Here is a 17,023-nt window from a genome sequence, read left to right as displayed (position 1 = left end):
TTATTCTTCCTCCTATTTTTAAAATTGTTATAAACTAAATTATTTTATAAATCTTTAAACGTTTATTATAATTTGCACACGTGAATTTTTCCTGTTCAAAACTTCTGTGTAAATTCTTATTCTCAAGGTTACAAATAGCTTAAGTATGTGAAAATAAATAATAAGTCAAAGATGCGAAGTATATTTTGCATTGGTCAAATTGTCCAACGCAAAAATAACTATTAATTTTTATTTATAATATTCTAAACAGCTTATTTTAAAGTCATAACTCCCTAGAACTCACATAAACCTATATATTCTTATATTTTTCTATTTTTATATTGATTTATGGTGATATTGTTATATATATTGCTTTGTTTATAATTTCTTATATCTTTATGTTTACAACTTCCTTTAAAGTTATTACTTCCATAGCTTCTTATTAAGAACCTCATTGAAATTAACTAGGCACTGCTATGAAAAACTATGCTTATCTCTTATCCTTAAAGACTTTTTAAATATTCTTTTAGAAGTAACACTGTATTTTTAAAATCTGCCTTCGAAGCTACGGATACTGAGGAGTGAATATATCGGCAAGGCACAGAAACTGTAGCAATTTTAGCTCCTTCACCTACAGTATGAATTGCTCCAGCATCATTTCCTCCTGCTATGGCTTTTCTTCTTTGATACGGTATATTTTTTTCATCTCCAATAGCCATAATATCTCTTGCAATATCCTGATCAAAGATGCTTGTTAAGTCCATGATAGATATAGCTGGCCCTTTTCCTATTTCAGTAGCGCTTAAGTGTTTTGGAACTGTTGGCATATCTGCACAAATAGTACCTTCAAGAGCAATACCTAAGTCTGCTTTAACATTTAAAGCAGAAATGAAGGTCCCTCTTTCACCAACTTCCTCTTGTATGTTAAAGGTTCCATATAAATCTATGTCGTAGTTTTCCTTAAGTATTTCCATAAGAATTAGGCAGCCAATTCTATCATCAAAAGCCTTTCCCTTAATTAACCCTTCACCAAAGCCATCATACTCCATGTCAAATACTACATAGTCTCCCATTTTTATAAGCTTTTTAGACTCTTCTCTAGAATTTGCTCCAATATCAATACAACAATCCTTATAAGACAAACCCTTTTCTCTTTCGTCCTTACCTTGTAGATGAATAGGTTTTCCCCCTATTACTCCTGGAATTTTATTTTCACCAATTAAAACTACCTTTGATGAAATAATTTTTTCATTTATTCCTCCAAGAGCTCTAAACTTTAAAGTCCCATCTTCATTAAAACCAGTGACAATAAAACCTACCTCATCCATGTGAGCATCTATTAATACTTTTTTCCCCTTACCCTTTTTATGAACAATAATATTTCCCAATCTATCAACTTTCATTTCATCTACATAAGGGGCAACTTCACTTTTAATTAATTCTCTTACATCGCCTTCAAAGCCTGAAGGACCAGGAAGAGAACAAAGTTTATCTAATAGTCCATCCTTTTCTAATAGGTTGTCTAATAGCATAGTAATCCCTCCAATTCTTCACCATTAAGCTTTTCGATAAGCTTAGCCATAATACGTCCTGTATCTTTAACATCCTTCATATTAACAACTTCTACAGAAGTGTGCATGTATTTAAGAGGTATACAAATTAATAGGGTTGGTATTCCCTCTCCTGCTATTTGAATATCCCAAGCATCTGTTCCTGTATCTCCTGGTTCCACTTCTACCTGATAAGGTATATTGTATTCCTCTGCAACTTCCATAAGCTTTTCCCTAACCCTTGGATGAATATTTGGTCCAATACAAATTACAGGACCTTGTCCTAGGTTATTATCTCTTTCCTGATCTCCCATTTTACCACTATCAAAGGTGACATCCACGGCAATACCTATATCTGGATTGATGGCATTACTTGCAGTTTTTGCCCCTCTATGACCTACCTCTTCTTGAGCAGAACATACAAAATACACATCTAAATCGTGATTTACATTTTTAAGCTCCTTAGCACAAGTATAAAGAGAAACTACCCCAGCTCTATCATCAAGAGCCTTACAAGTTACATTACCATTAAGCAATTCTTTAAAGTCTCTTTTTACAGTTACATAATCTCCAACCTTAACTATTTTCTCTAAGGATTCCTTGGAATATCCTGTATCAATAAGCAGTGATTCTAAAGTTACAGCCTTTGCTCTTTCTTCTTCCTTCATTAGATGTGGTGGCTTAATTCCTATGATTCCTAGTATGTCCTTTTCTCCGTGAACAATTACCTCTTGTGAAACTAGTGTTTTAACATCTATTCCATTTCCTCTAAACTCCAAAAATCCACTTTCTTTTATGGCTGTTACAGACATAAATATTTCGTCCAAGTGAGCCATAAGCATTATTTTACCTTTACCTTTTCCTCTTTTATAGACAATAATATTGTTTAAATTATCTACAGAAACATGTCCAAATTCTGAAAAAGCCTTATTAACTTCGTCATGTAACCAATGTTCCCTTCCGCTAGGACCATGGCCCTCACAAAGTGTTTTCAATAATTCCTTCTCCTCCATTGCGATTCCTCCTTAATGTTTTAATAACTATATGACCTTAATATTAAATTGTTATTTTTAGTCCTGAACTTTTTTTCTTTACAAAAGCTCCTAAGCTAAGGTTTATTTCACAACCCCTTAATGAAGCCATATAGCCTCATAAGAAAACTAATCCTTACACATAGTTCTATCTCAACATAGAACCAACTAAACTTTCTACTAATTTAAATTTAAGTGAATATTGGATTTGTTAAAAATTTTCAAATAAGTCTACTCTTATTATAAGATTTTTCCAGTTTAAAATCAAAGGTCTTTATAAATTTAAACATTATGAAATCAAGCTCAATCTACATAAGTTCTATATGTAGATGATTTTTTTAGTATTATTCTGATTTACTTAAACATAATAGGTATTTGTTGTTTATAAACTAAAACTTCTTTCAATGTTTACTTGCGAAAGTTAACAACAATATGAAAAACACTACTCTATAAAAAGTAGTGCTTTTACTAATGAAAATATTAAGTTCTAATTATAAGCATTATAAGCACATAGGTATTCTATATTACTAAATGCAACTTACAAGCCTCACTTTGGTAATTATCTATCATATTTTTTAATATCTTAATTTATAACTTAGTCCAACTGAATATTGAACGATTTAGCATATATTCTATTTTTAGTACAAGTAACATTGTATAATTAATACTTTGTTTATTTTAATTTCTTATAACTATATCTTTTATAAAAGGGGCTCTTCTGCTTTAACCTTATAGTAATCTGATTGTTTTTTCGCATGATCCATATTCTTTCCTATGTTAGGAAGTATATAATCAAAGTAATTTATTAATTCATTATATAAAGTGTCCCATAGCTTATTTTTAAAACCTACTACTTTATTGTAAAGAAGCTGCTTTTTATCTTCTAAGGAATCACATTGATTAAAATTCTCTTTTGAAAATAGAGTTTGGTAATCTATATCACTGTATATATATTCCCTAAAGAAAACCTTTGGTATATCATCTCTAACTTTATAAAAATTAATGATAAGATTAAGAGAGTTGTCCGTAAGGATTTCCTCACTACTGTAGGATTTATACAGTTCTTCTAACTTGCTACATAACTTAATTTTAACATCTTGGCTATAGCAATTAATATAATCAATTCCATCTAAAATCAACTTATGGCAATACATTTTTTCCAAACTTTCCTTCTTGTAAGAAAGCTTCTCCATAAGGTAATCATAGTAACTCTTCTTAAACTCATTAAAAGTATTAATAGTAAAAGTATATAAAATCACATGTAACTTTTCATTGAATATATCACAAATATTATTAAAATCCTCATAAGTGTTAATAAAATATATGGGTTCTTCAAACTCCCCATTAAATATAATATCTAAATTAAATTTAACTTCAGAAGTTAAGGTGTCAAATTTGGTTTTGCAAAGACTAAAAATCTTGGATAGATAATTATATTGGCATATAAAAAGTTCCCTACATATACTATAAACTTGAAATTCTACTTCACCAGGTTCAGAATTTTTATGATTTAAGTTCACATTTTCTACTTCCTGATAACCTTCTGTTTTAAAATTCAAGTACTGCTTTAATGTATTTCTGTAGTTATGAAGCCTGTCCTCCATCCCTGCCAATAGGTTTTCTCTCAAGTTCTTCACAAAGTAAGAAATTACAATGAAGGTTATATCCTTTATCAAATCTTCCTTTAAGTTTTCTGTTGTGGCGATAAAAGTCTCCCTCATAGCTAATACTTTATCAACATAGACCTTTTCCTCTAAAGTCTCTCTTTCCTTTTGCAAATCTAGTAAAAGTTTCTTAACAGTCCATAAAAAAACTTCATAGTCATAAATCTTATCTTCTATCACAAACTTTACCTTTTCTTCTGATAATTCAATACCCCTATATAATTCTTGAAGCTTATCACTAAAACATTCCTTAGTTAAAGCTTTAAAATCTTCCTTTAATTGTAAGGTGGCTTCCCCCTTATTAATAAAACTAGTGAATTCTAGTATAAATTCATGTTGATATAAAAATAAATTGTTTTCTAATACCTTTTTAACTTCATCCCCTATGGCAAAAAGCTCTTTCTTATCTAGTTGAATATTATAGTCTAACTTATCTTTACCCTTTATTAAGGAACAATGAAATAATTGCAGAATCTTATGTTTAAAATTATAAAAGTCATAGGTTTTATGCTCAACTATATGTTGTATTTCTGTTAAAATATCTCCTTCACTTTCGCTTCTACCAAAGTAGCTCTCGAATATTTGAATTAAATTCTCTAAAAGCTCAGTGGCATCTACATAAGATTTTATATTATTGTAAAGTGAAGTCTGTAATTTCTCTTCATTATCCATAGAAATTCAACTCCTAAATCAAATTGCCTTTGGTTTTTTCTTAAAACTAATTATTCTACATTTTTCAATAAATACCTCTAGCTTTTTTGAGAAACTTATTTATTTAACATACATTCTATTAATGAAAGTTAATTTAATTGATAACTAAAAAATATTCATACTAAGTACAAAGACTAGAAGCTGAATTACTAAAGCTTCTAGTCTTTGTTTTGTCTTAATTTACTTTTACATCCCTGTCTATTGAGAATAAATACAAGTACATATCTTCAACTCTTTTACCTAAGAGCTTCTCAACTGCTTCTCCATAGTAATTCAACTGAGTCTTGTATCTGTCTATAATTACAGCTTCCTCACCCTGACGAAGATAATCTGTCTTATAATCTAGGATTATAGCCTTTCCTTCCTCTTCAAAGTAGCAATCTATAATCCCTCTAAGAACTATTTTTTCCTCTCCATAGATTTCCTTTTTCAAAGTATTATCTAATAGAGTACTGCTAACTTCCATACGGAAGGGTAGCTCTCTTTTCAAGGTACCATTTTTATGTGCTTGCAGCATTCTAACCCCTAAATTACTTTGGAAGAAGTTATAAATCTTTTCTGCTTTAATTACTTTAGCTTCTTCCGAGGTTAAAAGTTCTCTAAGTTCCATTTGGTTTATCTGTGTTTTTATTTCTTCTAAAGTATTCACCTTTTCTAAGTCTAATCTTTGCATTATTCCATGAAGGGCCGTTCCTATCTCTGCAGGGGTGAGACCTTTTTTCTCCTGTAAAAATAGAGGGGCTTTCATTAAAGGCTTATTATATTCCCTATGATAGTCATCTTGTAATCTTTCTTCATCTTCAATGAAATCATCCACAATATCCATAGCTTTTAGCTTTGAAACTGTGATTACTGTTGGTAACTTAGTTGATTCTTCAAATTTATATTTGTAATTTAAATTATTCTCTATAAAAGCTCTTCTCTCTTCATCTATAGGACCTTCTTCTAACTTTCCTAATTTTTCTTCTACAGAAGTAGTAGTCTCTTCTTCTTCAATAACTTTAGAAAACTGAATTCTATTATGAAAAATCACTTCCCACTTGGAGTTATGTTCATTTAGATATTCTATGTTAGTATCATCCTTATAAACTCTTAAAGGTTCTCCATCCACATGTTTCATTATAGCTGGTGCCACCCAATCTATATAACTCTTTTGCTTTGAAATATAGCTTTCTCCTATTACTTCCTCCTCATCCCTTGCCGCTTCTATCCATTCCTCTATTTTTTTATCCAGCTTTTTATGAGAAGTAACAAGAATTAACTTTTCCTTAGCTCTAGTAAGGGCTACATAAAGAAGTCTCATTTCCTCTGATTTATTTTCTCCTTGGATTTTCTTAGCTATATAATCCCTTTGAGCAGTACTTGAAGTTACTCTTTTTTCTAAATCTACATACATGGGTCCATAGCCTAATTCATTGTGAAATAAAATTTTACTTTTTAAATCACTTTGATTAAATTGCTTACTCATACCACATAAGAACACCACTGGAAACTCTAAGCCCTTACTTTTGTGAATACTCATAACCCTAACTACATCTTCATTCTCCCCAATGACCTTTGCAGCTCCTAAATCTTCACTATTTTTTTGAAGGTTATTTATAAAGTTTATAAAATTATAAAGTCCTTTATAGCTAGTTCTTTCAAATTCCTTAGCTCTCTGGAAGAGAATTCTTAAATTTGCCTGCCTTTGAATCCCTCCTGGCATAGCTCCCACATAGCCATAATATCCTGTTTCCATGCAGAGCTCCCAAATTAGATTATTTATTGGAGTATACCTTGCCCTGTTTCTCCACATTTGAAGAGTTCTTAAAAACTCTTTAATTTTTCTGGTAAGAGGGTCTTCATTATCCTGATTTTCATTATCTTTATTAATAATATCTAGATAATTATCTTCTTCTAGAAAATTTATATTCTCAGGTCTATTGTTTTCCTTAGGATTTCCCCTTAATTCTAAGTCATAGTCTTTAGTAATATCTATGACTCCCTGTTCTTCTGCCTCATTATTCTTAAATAAACTATGTTCTCTTACATATCTTCTCATAGCATCATAAAAGTTTAATTTTTTATCAACTAGCCTTATATCTGCTAGTTCCTCTGATATAAAGCCTCCAATAGGTGAACGAAGTACTGCAATAAGAGGAATATCCTGAAGAGGATTATCTATAATTTGAAGTAAACTTATTATAGTTTTTACTTCAATGGTATCAAAGTACCCTGTGCCCCCTTCTGCATATAGTGGAAGATTTAAATTTTTAAATTCCTCTACATAAATTGGAGCAAACTTGTTTGCTGAACGAAGAAGTATAACAATATCTCTAAACTGAAGCTGTCTATAGCTTTTTAAGTTTTTATCATAGACCTTAAAGGTATCCTTACCCTTATACTCCATAAGTTGTTGAATCCTTTTAGCCACGGCCCTTGCTTCAATTTGAATTGCATCTAACTCTTCTTCCTCAATTTCTTCTTCTGTGTCTTCTTCTGATTTTTCCTGTTCCTTTGATTCATTAGGAGCTTCTATTTTATTAATTTTCTCTAGAATTTTTCTTTCAGCCTTAAACTCTCCATCACAGCTCACTTTCTCTTCAAGGAGTAAGTTTTCACCCTCAGGCAAATTCACCTCATTATCAAGGGAAATTATATGTAGCTCTACAGCTCCTCCAACAATTCCTTCCTCTTCTAAAGGCTGAAACTCAGCTCCAAGCTTTAGTTCTTCTTCTTCAGTGTAATTAAGTTCTCCTACCTTTTCACTCATAATAGAGTTAAAAATGTAGTTAATTCCATTGATAACTTCTTCTCTACTCCTAAAATTTTTGTGAAGGGTAATTAATCTATTATCTCCACCTGCTTCTTTAGTGTATCTATCTTTTTTTTCTTTAAATAGCTCTGGTTTTGCCATTCTAAATCTGTAAATACTTTGCTTTAAATCTCCTACCATGAATCTATTTCTAAATCCGGACTCTTTCCTTGAAATAAGGTTTACTATTTCTTCTTGTACATCATTTGAGTCTTGGTATTCATCCACTAAAATTTCTTCAAATTTATCCCTTAAATCTAGTGCTACTTGAGAAGGCACTTCTTTTCCTTCTTCATTAAGAGTTTTTAAGATTTCTAGGGCAAAGTGCTCTTGGTCATTAAAGTCAATGATCCCTCTTTCTCTTTTTTTCTTAGCAAATTTATCTCTAAATTCTAGAACTAAGTTTGAAAGCTCTAACATAAGAGGATAAAGTTCTTTAAGTATTTCACCATTTTCAGGGGAGGTAAAGGAAAGAATCTTTTCACTTATTTCCTTGTAAATATCCTTAGCCTTATTTCTTAAGTTTTTCACTTCCTCCTGAAGGATTTTCTCTTCTTCCTCTTTTAATCTTACAGTAGCTAATTTGCCAAAAGAATTTTCCTTTATAAAATTGCTTAACTCTTCTAAGGAGGTTTTAACCTTCTCCTTTGAACTTTCCATTATTTGCAGATCGCTTTTCAGGTTATCTCTATATTTTTCTAAAAAATTATTTTCGTCAATAAGTCTTAATCCTCTATTAAGAAGTTTTTCTCCAAGAGTTAAATCTTCTATAACTTCACTTATGAACTCATCTCTAAAAGAAAATCCATCAAAACCATTAGTTATATTAAAATCCTCTGCCTTTTGTAAAAGCCAGCTTTTAGGATTTGGTGTACTCATTGAAAAATTATAAAGTCTTAGAATTAAATCATATAGTGCTCTATCACTTTTATTATTGCAATAGCTTTCAACAAGTTTATGGAAGCTTTCATTTTCCTCATTATATTTTTCTTCAAAGACCTCATCTAGAGCTTCTCCTCTTAGCAAAGCAATTTCAGTACTATCTCCAACTCTAAAGCTAGGGTCTAAGTCAATTTGATGAAAATTATTTCTTATTAGATTTAAGCAAAAGGAGTGAAGTGTTGAGATATTAGCCTTATTCAAAAGTGTAAGCTGCTTTTGAAGATTGCTATTATTAGGATTTTTTTCAAGTTCCTTTGATATTGCTTCTCCAATTCTCTCTCTCATTTCAGCAGCTGCTGCATTAGTAAAAGTTACAATAAGAAGTCTATCTATATCTACTGGGTTATCTCTGTCTGTGATTATTTTTATAATTCTCTCAACTAATACTGCTGTTTTTCCTGAACCTGCTGCTGCAGAGACTAACACATCTGCATATCTAGTGTTAATTGCCTTTAGCTGGTCTTCCGTCCATTTAACTGCTGTGGCTTTATTTTCACTATTAGAAGCCTCTTTTATAGCTTCCTTACTATTTAAGGTAGATTCTCCTTTTGCCTTTTGTAAATCTCCTCTATTTTCCATCACTCTCATCTCCCTTCACTTTAGCTTCTTCTTCAATTACTTCTAATATATCTTTTTTAGACATTAGTTTTGGGGTATTATATTTGTTTAACCCTAAGGTGCTATCAAACTGACATATGGATAAAAAGTCACAAAAATCACATTGGGTGGTACTAGTCTTTTTACAAGGTTCAATACTAATATTACCGCTAAGCATTTCTTCGCAGATTTTAGCCACATTTTCCTTCATATGTGCTTTTAGAACTTCAAAGCCTCCATAGGTTATGGCAGAAGTACCTCTATCTGAAAACTCGGGCTCTTCTTCTCCTTTTTTAGGCTTTTTAAGGGTTACAGGAATTACTGAGGAAGCTCCACCTTCTTCAAGGGTCATATCCATTTCTCTAACTACCTCTAAATCTCTTATAATCAATCCATGCATTTTTAAACTTTTTAACATTTCTTCCTTAAGTTCTTCATCAGATAACTGCTTTTTAGCTTGAATTAAAGGATCATCTATGGATAAATAAAGCATGGCTGCTGGATTTGTGTTCTCTTTCTTAAAGGTTTTCTCTAGAGTTAAAATTGCATCAAGATAAGTTAGCAATTGAATTTGAAGTCCATTATAAACCTCATGTAAATTTAGCTCCGTGTTTCCTGACTTGTAATCCACTACCCTATAATAGCTTTCTCCATTTACCTCTCCTTTGTCTACCCTATCTATCTTTCCTTCAAGAGTTAGCCTTTCTCCGTTAGATAAAGTAATTTCAATTGGTGGATAATCATTGTCTGGTCTTGAGCCAAAGGAAATTTCATAGCCTAGAGGCTTAAAGTTTCCTCTGTCCATTTGTTCATCAATGATTAATACCATTCTATGAAGAACTCTTTTTAATCTTTTAATAACATATTCATGTCTTTTAGAACTGCTTAAAATAAAGTTTTCATCAATTGAAACTAAATATTCTATTACCTCATCAATAGCTTTGTTAAAAAATTCCTCTTCTAAATTTCCCCAAACCTTGTTTTCTCGCTCCACTATTTCTGAAAACTTTTCTAACCCCTTATGAAGAAAGTTTCCTAAGTCCGGTGGAGCAAAGGTGTACACTTTTCTCTCTTTTGCTCTTAGCCCATATTGAACAAAGTATGCAAAAGGACAATGAGCATATCTTTCTATTTTTGACACACTAAAGTTATTTCCATAGAGCTTTCTTATCTTTTCGCTTTTAATTTCTTCTACAGCATTAGTATAAGAAAATCCTGAAAGCACCTTGTTTGTTATTTCCTTATAGTTTTCGTGTTCTTTAAAATATCTATAAGCTTCCTGCCAAATAGGATGAATTCTATCTTCTTCTATATATTCTCTGATTTTACTTATTAAGTGATTAAAGGCTGGTGTTATAGCAACCAAATCTTCGTAGTTTTCTTCTTTGTTATATTCTACTCCAATGCTACTCTCTTCTGTGATTCTTTTAAATATAGCTTTAAGCCTTGGAATTATTATAGAATAACGCTTTGCCCTTCCTTCTGTATCTGCTATTGGATAAGTTATACAAAGATACTTTCTTGGCAACGTAAGCGTATTATAAATTAAAAACTGCTCTGCAAAGGCTTGCTGAAGGCTATTGTCAGCCATGCTTACTCCATTACTTTGAAATAACAGTCTATCCGAATCATTAAATAATCCTTCATCATTACTGCTTCTTGGAAAAACTCCATCGTTTACTCCAACTACATAAAGAGCTTTTATTTCATGGGTTCTTATACGCTCTGCACTTCCTACTATAACTGAATCTAAGGAGGGTGGAATTAGTCCCATTTGATTTTGTATTATTCCCATGGTGAAAATACTGTTAAACTCTTCAAGAGTTACTTCCTCATCTCCTAATACTTCTACTAATTGGTCCATAATTTCTATAATCAAATTCCAAATGCTACTGTATTCCTCAACTAAAAGTAAATTATCTTCAGCTTTAAATACTTCTATATATTGCTCTACCTTTTCATATACATTACCTTCCTTTAAGAAATTGAAAAGGTTAGTGGTAATTCCTTTAACAGTTTTTTCTCCCTTTAAAAGTTTTTGCAAGGAAAATAGAGAGCCTACAGCTTTATCTCTTAGTTCAATAATTTTAGGATACTTTTCACTTTCTCTCCAAAACTTATCCTCAGTCCATCGTTTTTTACTCTTTATTCCATACTCCAACACATAGTTTTCTAGTAAGTCTACTTCTTCTATAGATAACCTATTAAATCCAGCCTTAATATACCTTAAAACCGCCACATCACTCCAACTTCTGATAAACACTTCAAGAATTGATGTAATATATATGACCAAAGGATTTCCTGATACATCCTTTTTGTTATCAATAAAGTGAGGAATTTCATATTCATTAAAGATTACTTTTGTGATTTCCTCATAACTTTCTAAATCTCTTGTTACTACAGCAATATCATTAAATCTTAAACCCTTTTCTCTAACTAACTTTAAAATATCCTTTGCTATGTACTCTATTTCAACATAGGAATTTTGAGCCTTAAAAATCTTAATATCCTCTGTTTTTTCTTCAAAAGCCTTAACTCCAATATTAAAATAATTGCGTTCCAGAAAGGCTAGTTCACTAGAGTTTTCGAATCTATGATTTACTTTTAAATAAAGAGGATTTTTAGGATAATAGCCATAGTCCTGTGCAATGTTTGTTAAGGTACTTTCAGTAATAAAAATAGGGTAAAAAGGATTAGTTTCATCATCCTTATTTCTTATTTCCTTTCCGCTATAAGGAAGAGTTATATTTACATTTTTACCTACCTTAAAAAGCTTTCCAATAACATTATATTGCTGAGGTGTAAAGCTACTAAATTCATCAATCCAAAATTCCGCACCCTTTAAAAATTTGCTCTCCTCCAACTTTTCATACAAAAGATTAAGGTCATCCTCAGGATCAAAATAACCTGTATTAAGTTTCTTTTGAAAGCTATTATAGATTAAAGCTATATCAGAAAGTTTATGAAATAAAAGCGTGTTATCAACAACTTTTTCCTTTAGCTCCCCTAAAACCTCAGGAGTTACATTATGTCTTTTAAGTTCTGTAATTACCTCTGAAACAGTATCTACAAAGCCCCTTTGTTTTGATATCTTACCAAAGATGCTTAAATCCTCCCTGATTTCCTGTAATATTTTATTGATTATCATAGCTTTTCCTGTAGAGTTCATGTGATTATGAGCTATGCCCCCAACTTCACTAAATACAGTAAAGGCTAATCTCTTAAAACTAAGCACATGAACATTGTTAATTCCAGTGGCTCCAATTCTTTGTATTAATGATTTTTCTGCTCTAAAGGAAAGTTGCTCTGGAACTACAAGAATTAAAGGATGAGTTCCCCCCTCTTTTACTCTATTATAAATTTCCTCAGTACAGGTATAACTCTTACCTGTACCAGATCTGCCATATATAAATCTAATGCTCATTACAATTTCACATCCTAATTTTTATTGTTTATCTTCTAATGCTTTTAATCTAAAGTCATACTTATTATTAAAAGCTGCTTAATTAAAAAACCGTAATCACTAGCCAAATTAGATAGCAAGTAACCCTTTTAAGTAATTCTTTCTATAATTATATCTTAAACTCCTATTAATAAACAAACTAATAATCTACTTAGTATTAACTAGCTATATTTTTAAAGAACTTAAATTTAATTCCATACTAATTTTTAAAGCTTTAATATGACTAAAGGCTTCTAAGGCTAAAATATATTTTGCTCACCTTGAAAAAGCCTTAAAACGACCCAGGTAGATTCGACGCATAAGTTAAGTCTTGACTATGAAATCCTAAAATATAGATTTACATATAAATTAAATTTCTACAGTAATTTATTAGACTAATTAAAATAGTTTTAATTTATTATGAAAATATTTTTAAAATGGTGTATAATGAAGTTGTTTATAAATTAGTTTTATATGGAGGGAAAGTTATGAACAAGATTATTACAATTGAAGAAGCTGTTTCTCACATTAAAGATGGCATGAGTGTTATGATTGGTGGCTTCTTAGCAGTGGGAACACCTGATAAACTTATTGATGCCTTAATAGCAAAAGGTGTAAAGGACTTAACTATTATAGGAAATGATACAGGCTTTGTTGATAAGGGAATTGGTAAGCTAATTGTAAGCAAACAAGCTAAGAAAACAATTGCTTCTCATATAGGTACAAATCCTGAAACTGGACGTCAAATGAATGAGAAAGAAATGGATGTAGAACTTGTACCACAAGGAACTCTTGCTGAAAGAGTTAGATGTGGTGGTTCAGGACTTGGTGGTTTCTTAACTCCAACTGGTCTTGGAACAGTGGTTGAAGAAGGAAAAGAAAAAATCACTGTTGATGGAAAAGAATACTTATTAGAAAAACCATTAAGAGCTGATGTAGCTTTAATTTTTGGTTCAAAAGTAGATAAAAAAGGAAACGTTTATTATAACGAAGCAACTAGAAACTTTAACCCACTAATGGCGGCTGCTGCAGATTTAGTTATAGTTGAAGCTGAAGAATTAGTTGAAGTTGGAGAAATAAATCCAAATGAAGTTATGACACCTTCAATATTTGTAGACTATATCGTAAAGGGGGATAAATAACATGGATAAGAACATGGTTAGAGAAGTTATTGCTAAAAGAGTTGCTAAAGAGTTAAAGGATGGAGACGTTGTTAACCTTGGTATAGGTCTTCCAACTTTAGTAGCTAACTATATTCCTGAAGGAATAGATGTTACTCTTCAATCCGAAAACGGTTTCGTTGGCATTGGACCTGCTCCTGCTGCTGGTGAAGAAGATAAAGATTTAGTTAATGCTGGTGGCTTACATGTTACAGTACTTCCTGGCGCTGCTTTCTTTGATTCTTCAGTATCCTTTGGAATCATAAGAGGTGGACATGTGGATGCTACTGTTTTAGGAGCTCTAGAAGTTGACCAAGAAGGAAACCTTGCTAACTGGATGATACCTGGTAAAAAAGTTCCTGGAATGGGCGGAGCTATGGATTTAGTTGTTGGAGCTAAGAAGGTTATTGTTGCTATGGAACACACTGCAAAAGGTGCTCCAAAAATATTGAAAAAATGTACTTTACCTTTAACAGCTGCACATCAAGTTAATTTAATAGTAACTGAAATGGCTGTTATGGAAGTAACTCCAGAAGGCTTAGTATTAAGAGAACTAGGACCAGAATCATCAATTGAAGATGTTAAAAATGCTACTCTTGCTGACTTAATTATTCCTGAAAATATAGGAAGAATGGAAGTTTAATTATAGTTCTTTCACTTTATAGTGTTAATAAGAAATATTTATTTCTTAAATATAAAAACTGCTGAAAAATATGTTTTATTTTTTAGCAGTTTTATTTTATTGAATTTTATTCCTCTTGTAGTATAGTTTACCTACTTCTACTTCATCTATTAGTACATCAAATTTACTGAAACATATAAGTTCAAACAATATTTCTACATTGCTTAATAAATTAAAAGCAACTTATATAAAAAAGAATGCAAAAGTAGGTTCATTTTTAATTTAGAATTTTTATTGCACTCTATATAAATTAAATTTATTTGGTTATATTATATCTATTTTCTCCTCTTATTGAACTAACTAACTTATATGAATTAATCTTTTTTCTGTAGCTTGTATATTTGAAAATTAACCTGTTCTTAAAACTTTTATCAAAATTTACAAAGAATAAAACTATATTCTTTGCAGATAATAAGTTTGTGATGAAAATTAACAAAATAAAATATTTCATTACAACTAAATATAATTTATTTAGTTCTAAATTAATTTTATAACTAATCTTTTATAAGGTTAAGTAAAAAATCTAAACCAAAAAGAAAAGGAGATGATTCACATGGATAAAAATAAAAGCATAGGATGCATAGTTAGTGAGTGTAAATATCATGCTCAAGAGCAAAACTACTGCACACTAGACCAAATTCAAGTTGTTAAACATGAAGGGCATGCTGACACAAAGCAATGTACAGATTGTGGTAGCTTCGAATTAGGAAAATAATTCATTTTTTAAACTATGTTAAGATTATTTTTTTATGAAATTAAAACTTGATTTTAATAAGTAAGTTAAACAAAAGACTCGACGCCTAATTAAAGGTGTTGTGTCTTTTGTTTTTGTCAGAAATTAAAGGCTTGTAATGAACATTGTCATTGAATAGGTTATGCTTTTATAATATAATATTTATTATAGTACATATACATATTTTGTGACAATTTTTGTCATATTGAAGCATGTATAGCTATAAAACCATTTTATACGTGATTTATAGTTTATTAATTATAAACCAGTTATAAAAACATCATATTCTCATGGTTACGGCTTGAAATGTACAAGTTATAAGTATATTTTCTACCAAATTAGTCAAATAAATTCATTGAATTTATTGCTATATTATATACTTATTAACTAAATTTAGAAATAAACATATGATAATAGTGATATTAGTTACTTAAAGGGGGGATTTGTCTATGTTAGAAGTGTCATCTAGCACAAAAAGAAAAAGAAAGAAAAATAGTTTCTTTAATAAATATATAATTATAAGCATATTATGTATTGCAGTGCTTGCATCGGTTCCTTATACCAGGTCTAAAATTTCTCAATATCAATCTAAAAATGAAGAACTTAGAAAGCAAGTAGAGACTTTAAAAAAGGAAAATGCAGAGCTCACAGAAAAAAATGATTCTCTTAATAAATCTAAAAACCAGCTAGAAGAGAGAATCAATGCTCTTCCAAAATCATCACAATAATTAATAGATATAAGGGGAACGGGAATTTATGAAAACATCTGAATCTAAATCTAATTTGAAATCATTAATTGGTAAAACAATATTTTTTGTTATACTGTTTCTTACTTTAATTGGTACAGTTTTCACTCAAAGTCAGGCAATTTTGGCAAAGTCTGAAAGCAAAAAACTTCAATCTGAACTAGAAGAAGTTAAGTCCTCTATAAGTAATTTATCTCAGCAAAATACTTCTTTGCAAGCTGAAATCATGGATAAAGAAACTGTCTATAAAAAAGCTATGGAAAATCTAAAATTTGCTTACTTGACCTTTGATGATGGTCCATCAGCTCATACTGGTAAACTCTTAGACACTTTAGATGCATACAAAGTAAAAGCTACCTTCTTTGTTAATTATAAGGAAGGTAAAGATGATATATATAAAGAGATAGTGAAACGTGGACATGTTCTTGCAAACCACACTTATAGTCATGACTATAAAAAAGTTTATTCTTCAAAAGAAAACTTTATAGCTGACGTAGAAAAATTAGATACGGAACTTGAAAGAATTACTGGTGCAAAGCCCTCTAAAATTTTAAGGTTTCCTGGTGGGTCAAACAACACAATAAGTTGGAACTATAGCGGCTCTTCTCGTTTTATGCCTGAACTAGCTAAAGAAATGACTAATAAAGGCTATACTTTCTTTGATTGGAATGTAGACTCTACAGATGCATCAACCTTTAGACAGGAAAAACATATTATCGTAAATAGGGTGTTAGAAGATTGTACCTATGTTAAGCATGCTAATATATTAATGCATGACTTGGATCCTAAAGACACTACCCTAGAGGCACTACCTGAAATAATTGAAGGCCTTAAAAATCAAGGCTTTATGTTTGATGTTTTAACTCACGATTCACCTAAGGCACAATTTACAGAAGTTAACTAATAGTAGATAATTTATAAATTTATAAGAAAAGAAGTCAGATTTTTTCTGACTTCTTTTTATTATTTCACCTTAGTAACAGTATAAATTT

10 protein-coding genes are annotated in these 17,023 nt (G+C 30.7%); 5 read left to right on the top strand and 5 right to left on the bottom strand.

Features of this window, described 5'->3' with window-relative positions; all coding sequences use genetic code 11:
• Positions 1–482: 482 nt before the first annotated feature.
• The 5 genes from B3040_RS18095 to addB form a co-directional block, all read right to left on the bottom strand.
• Positions 483–1,511 carry a M42 family metallopeptidase gene (locus tag B3040_RS18095; RefSeq protein ID WP_291576407.1) on the bottom strand — a complete coding sequence of 343 codons (1,029 nt, stop codon included), beginning with the start codon at positions 1,509–1,511 and terminating at the stop codon, positions 483–485.
• Positions 1,502–2,542: a M42 family metallopeptidase gene (locus B3040_RS18090; protein WP_291576405.1), complete on the bottom strand. Its 1,041-nt coding sequence runs from the start codon at positions 2,540–2,542 to the stop codon at positions 1,502–1,504. Before B3040_RS18090 ends, B3040_RS18095 begins: the two co-directional genes overlap by 10 nt.
• A 719-nt stretch (positions 2,543–3,261) precedes the next feature.
• Positions 3,262–4,896 (bottom strand): hypothetical protein, encoded by a 1,635-nt coding sequence (locus B3040_RS18085; RefSeq protein ID WP_291576403.1) that lies wholly within the window; start codon positions 4,894–4,896, stop codon positions 3,262–3,264.
• A gap of 214 nt (positions 4,897–5,110) precedes the next feature.
• Entirely contained in the window at positions 5,111–9,250 is a 4,140-nt protein-coding gene (locus B3040_RS18080; protein WP_291576401.1) for a UvrD-helicase domain-containing protein, read from the bottom strand.
• A complete protein-coding gene (gene addB / locus B3040_RS18075) occupies positions 9,240–12,692 on the bottom strand; it encodes a helicase-exonuclease AddAB subunit AddB (RefSeq protein ID WP_291576399.1) in 3,453 nt (1,150 codons plus the stop codon). The genes B3040_RS18080 and addB overlap by 11 nt, the downstream gene beginning before the upstream one ends.
• Before the next feature lie 506 nt (positions 12,693–13,198).
• Here addB and atoD point away from each other — a divergent pair.
• The 5 genes from atoD to B3040_RS18050 all read left to right on the top strand — a co-directional run bounded on the left by atoD (position 13,199) and on the right by B3040_RS18050 (position 16,935).
• On the top strand, positions 13,199–13,852 hold the full coding sequence (gene atoD / locus B3040_RS18070; protein WP_291576397.1) for an acetate CoA-transferase subunit alpha: 654 nt from the start codon (positions 13,199–13,201) through the stop codon (positions 13,850–13,852).
• A gap of 1 nt (position 13,853) precedes the next feature.
• Positions 13,854–14,513 (top strand): 3-oxoacid CoA-transferase subunit B, encoded by a 660-nt coding sequence (locus B3040_RS18065; protein WP_291576395.1) that lies wholly within the window; start codon positions 13,854–13,856, stop codon positions 14,511–14,513.
• Between the two features lie 592 nt (positions 14,514–15,105).
• Complete coding sequence (locus B3040_RS18060) at positions 15,106–15,267, top strand: DUF1540 domain-containing protein (RefSeq protein ID WP_291576393.1); 162 nt, start codon at positions 15,106–15,108, stop codon at positions 15,265–15,267.
• A 467-nt stretch (positions 15,268–15,734) separates the two neighbouring features.
• Entirely contained in the window at positions 15,735–16,013 is a 279-nt protein-coding gene (locus B3040_RS18055) for a hypothetical protein (protein WP_291576391.1), read from the top strand.
• A 28-nt stretch (positions 16,014–16,041) separates the two neighbouring features.
• On the top strand, positions 16,042–16,935 hold the full coding sequence (locus tag B3040_RS18050; RefSeq protein WP_291576389.1) for a polysaccharide deacetylase family protein: 894 nt from the start codon (positions 16,042–16,044) through the stop codon (positions 16,933–16,935).
• Positions 16,936–17,023 lie beyond the last annotated feature (88 nt).

The sequence above is a fragment of the Clostridium sp. UBA4548 genome, from assembly GCF_002387895.1.
In the GTDB taxonomy this organism is placed as follows: domain Bacteria; phylum Bacillota; class Clostridia; order Clostridiales; family Clostridiaceae; genus Clostridium_J.
The sequence above is the reverse complement of the archived record's forward strand: the minus strand, read 5'-3'. Positions and strand labels throughout refer to the sequence as shown.

What these genes read in the sequence shown, in the direction of transcription:
- B3040_RS18050 (WP_291576389.1), top strand. Translation starts at nt 16,042, where the DNA reads ATGAAAACATCTGAATCTAAATCTAATTTGAAATCATTAATTGGTAAA.
- B3040_RS18085 (WP_291576403.1), bottom strand. Translation starts at nt 4,896, where the DNA reads ATGGATAATGAAGAGAAATTACAGACTTCACTTTACAATAATATAAAA.
- B3040_RS18080 (WP_291576401.1), bottom strand. Translation starts at nt 9,250, where the DNA reads ATGGAAAATAGAGGAGATTTACAAAAGGCAAAAGGAGAATCTACCTTA.
- B3040_RS18090 (WP_291576405.1), bottom strand. Translation starts at nt 2,542, where the DNA reads ATGGAGGAGAAGGAATTATTGAAAACACTTTGTGAGGGCCATGGTCCT.
- B3040_RS18095 (WP_291576407.1), bottom strand. Translation starts at nt 1,511, where the DNA reads ATGCTATTAGACAACCTATTAGAAAAGGATGGACTATTAGATAAACTT.
- addB (WP_291576399.1), bottom strand. Translation starts at nt 12,692, where the DNA reads ATGAGCATTAGATTTATATATGGCAGATCTGGTACAGGTAAGAGTTAT.
- B3040_RS18065 (WP_291576395.1), top strand. Translation starts at nt 13,854, where the DNA reads ATGGATAAGAACATGGTTAGAGAAGTTATTGCTAAAAGAGTTGCTAAA.
- atoD (WP_291576397.1), top strand. Translation starts at nt 13,199, where the DNA reads ATGAACAAGATTATTACAATTGAAGAAGCTGTTTCTCACATTAAAGAT.
- B3040_RS18055 (WP_291576391.1), top strand. Translation starts at nt 15,735, where the DNA reads ATGTTAGAAGTGTCATCTAGCACAAAAAGAAAAAGAAAGAAAAATAGT.
- B3040_RS18060 (WP_291576393.1), top strand. Translation starts at nt 15,106, where the DNA reads ATGGATAAAAATAAAAGCATAGGATGCATAGTTAGTGAGTGTAAATAT.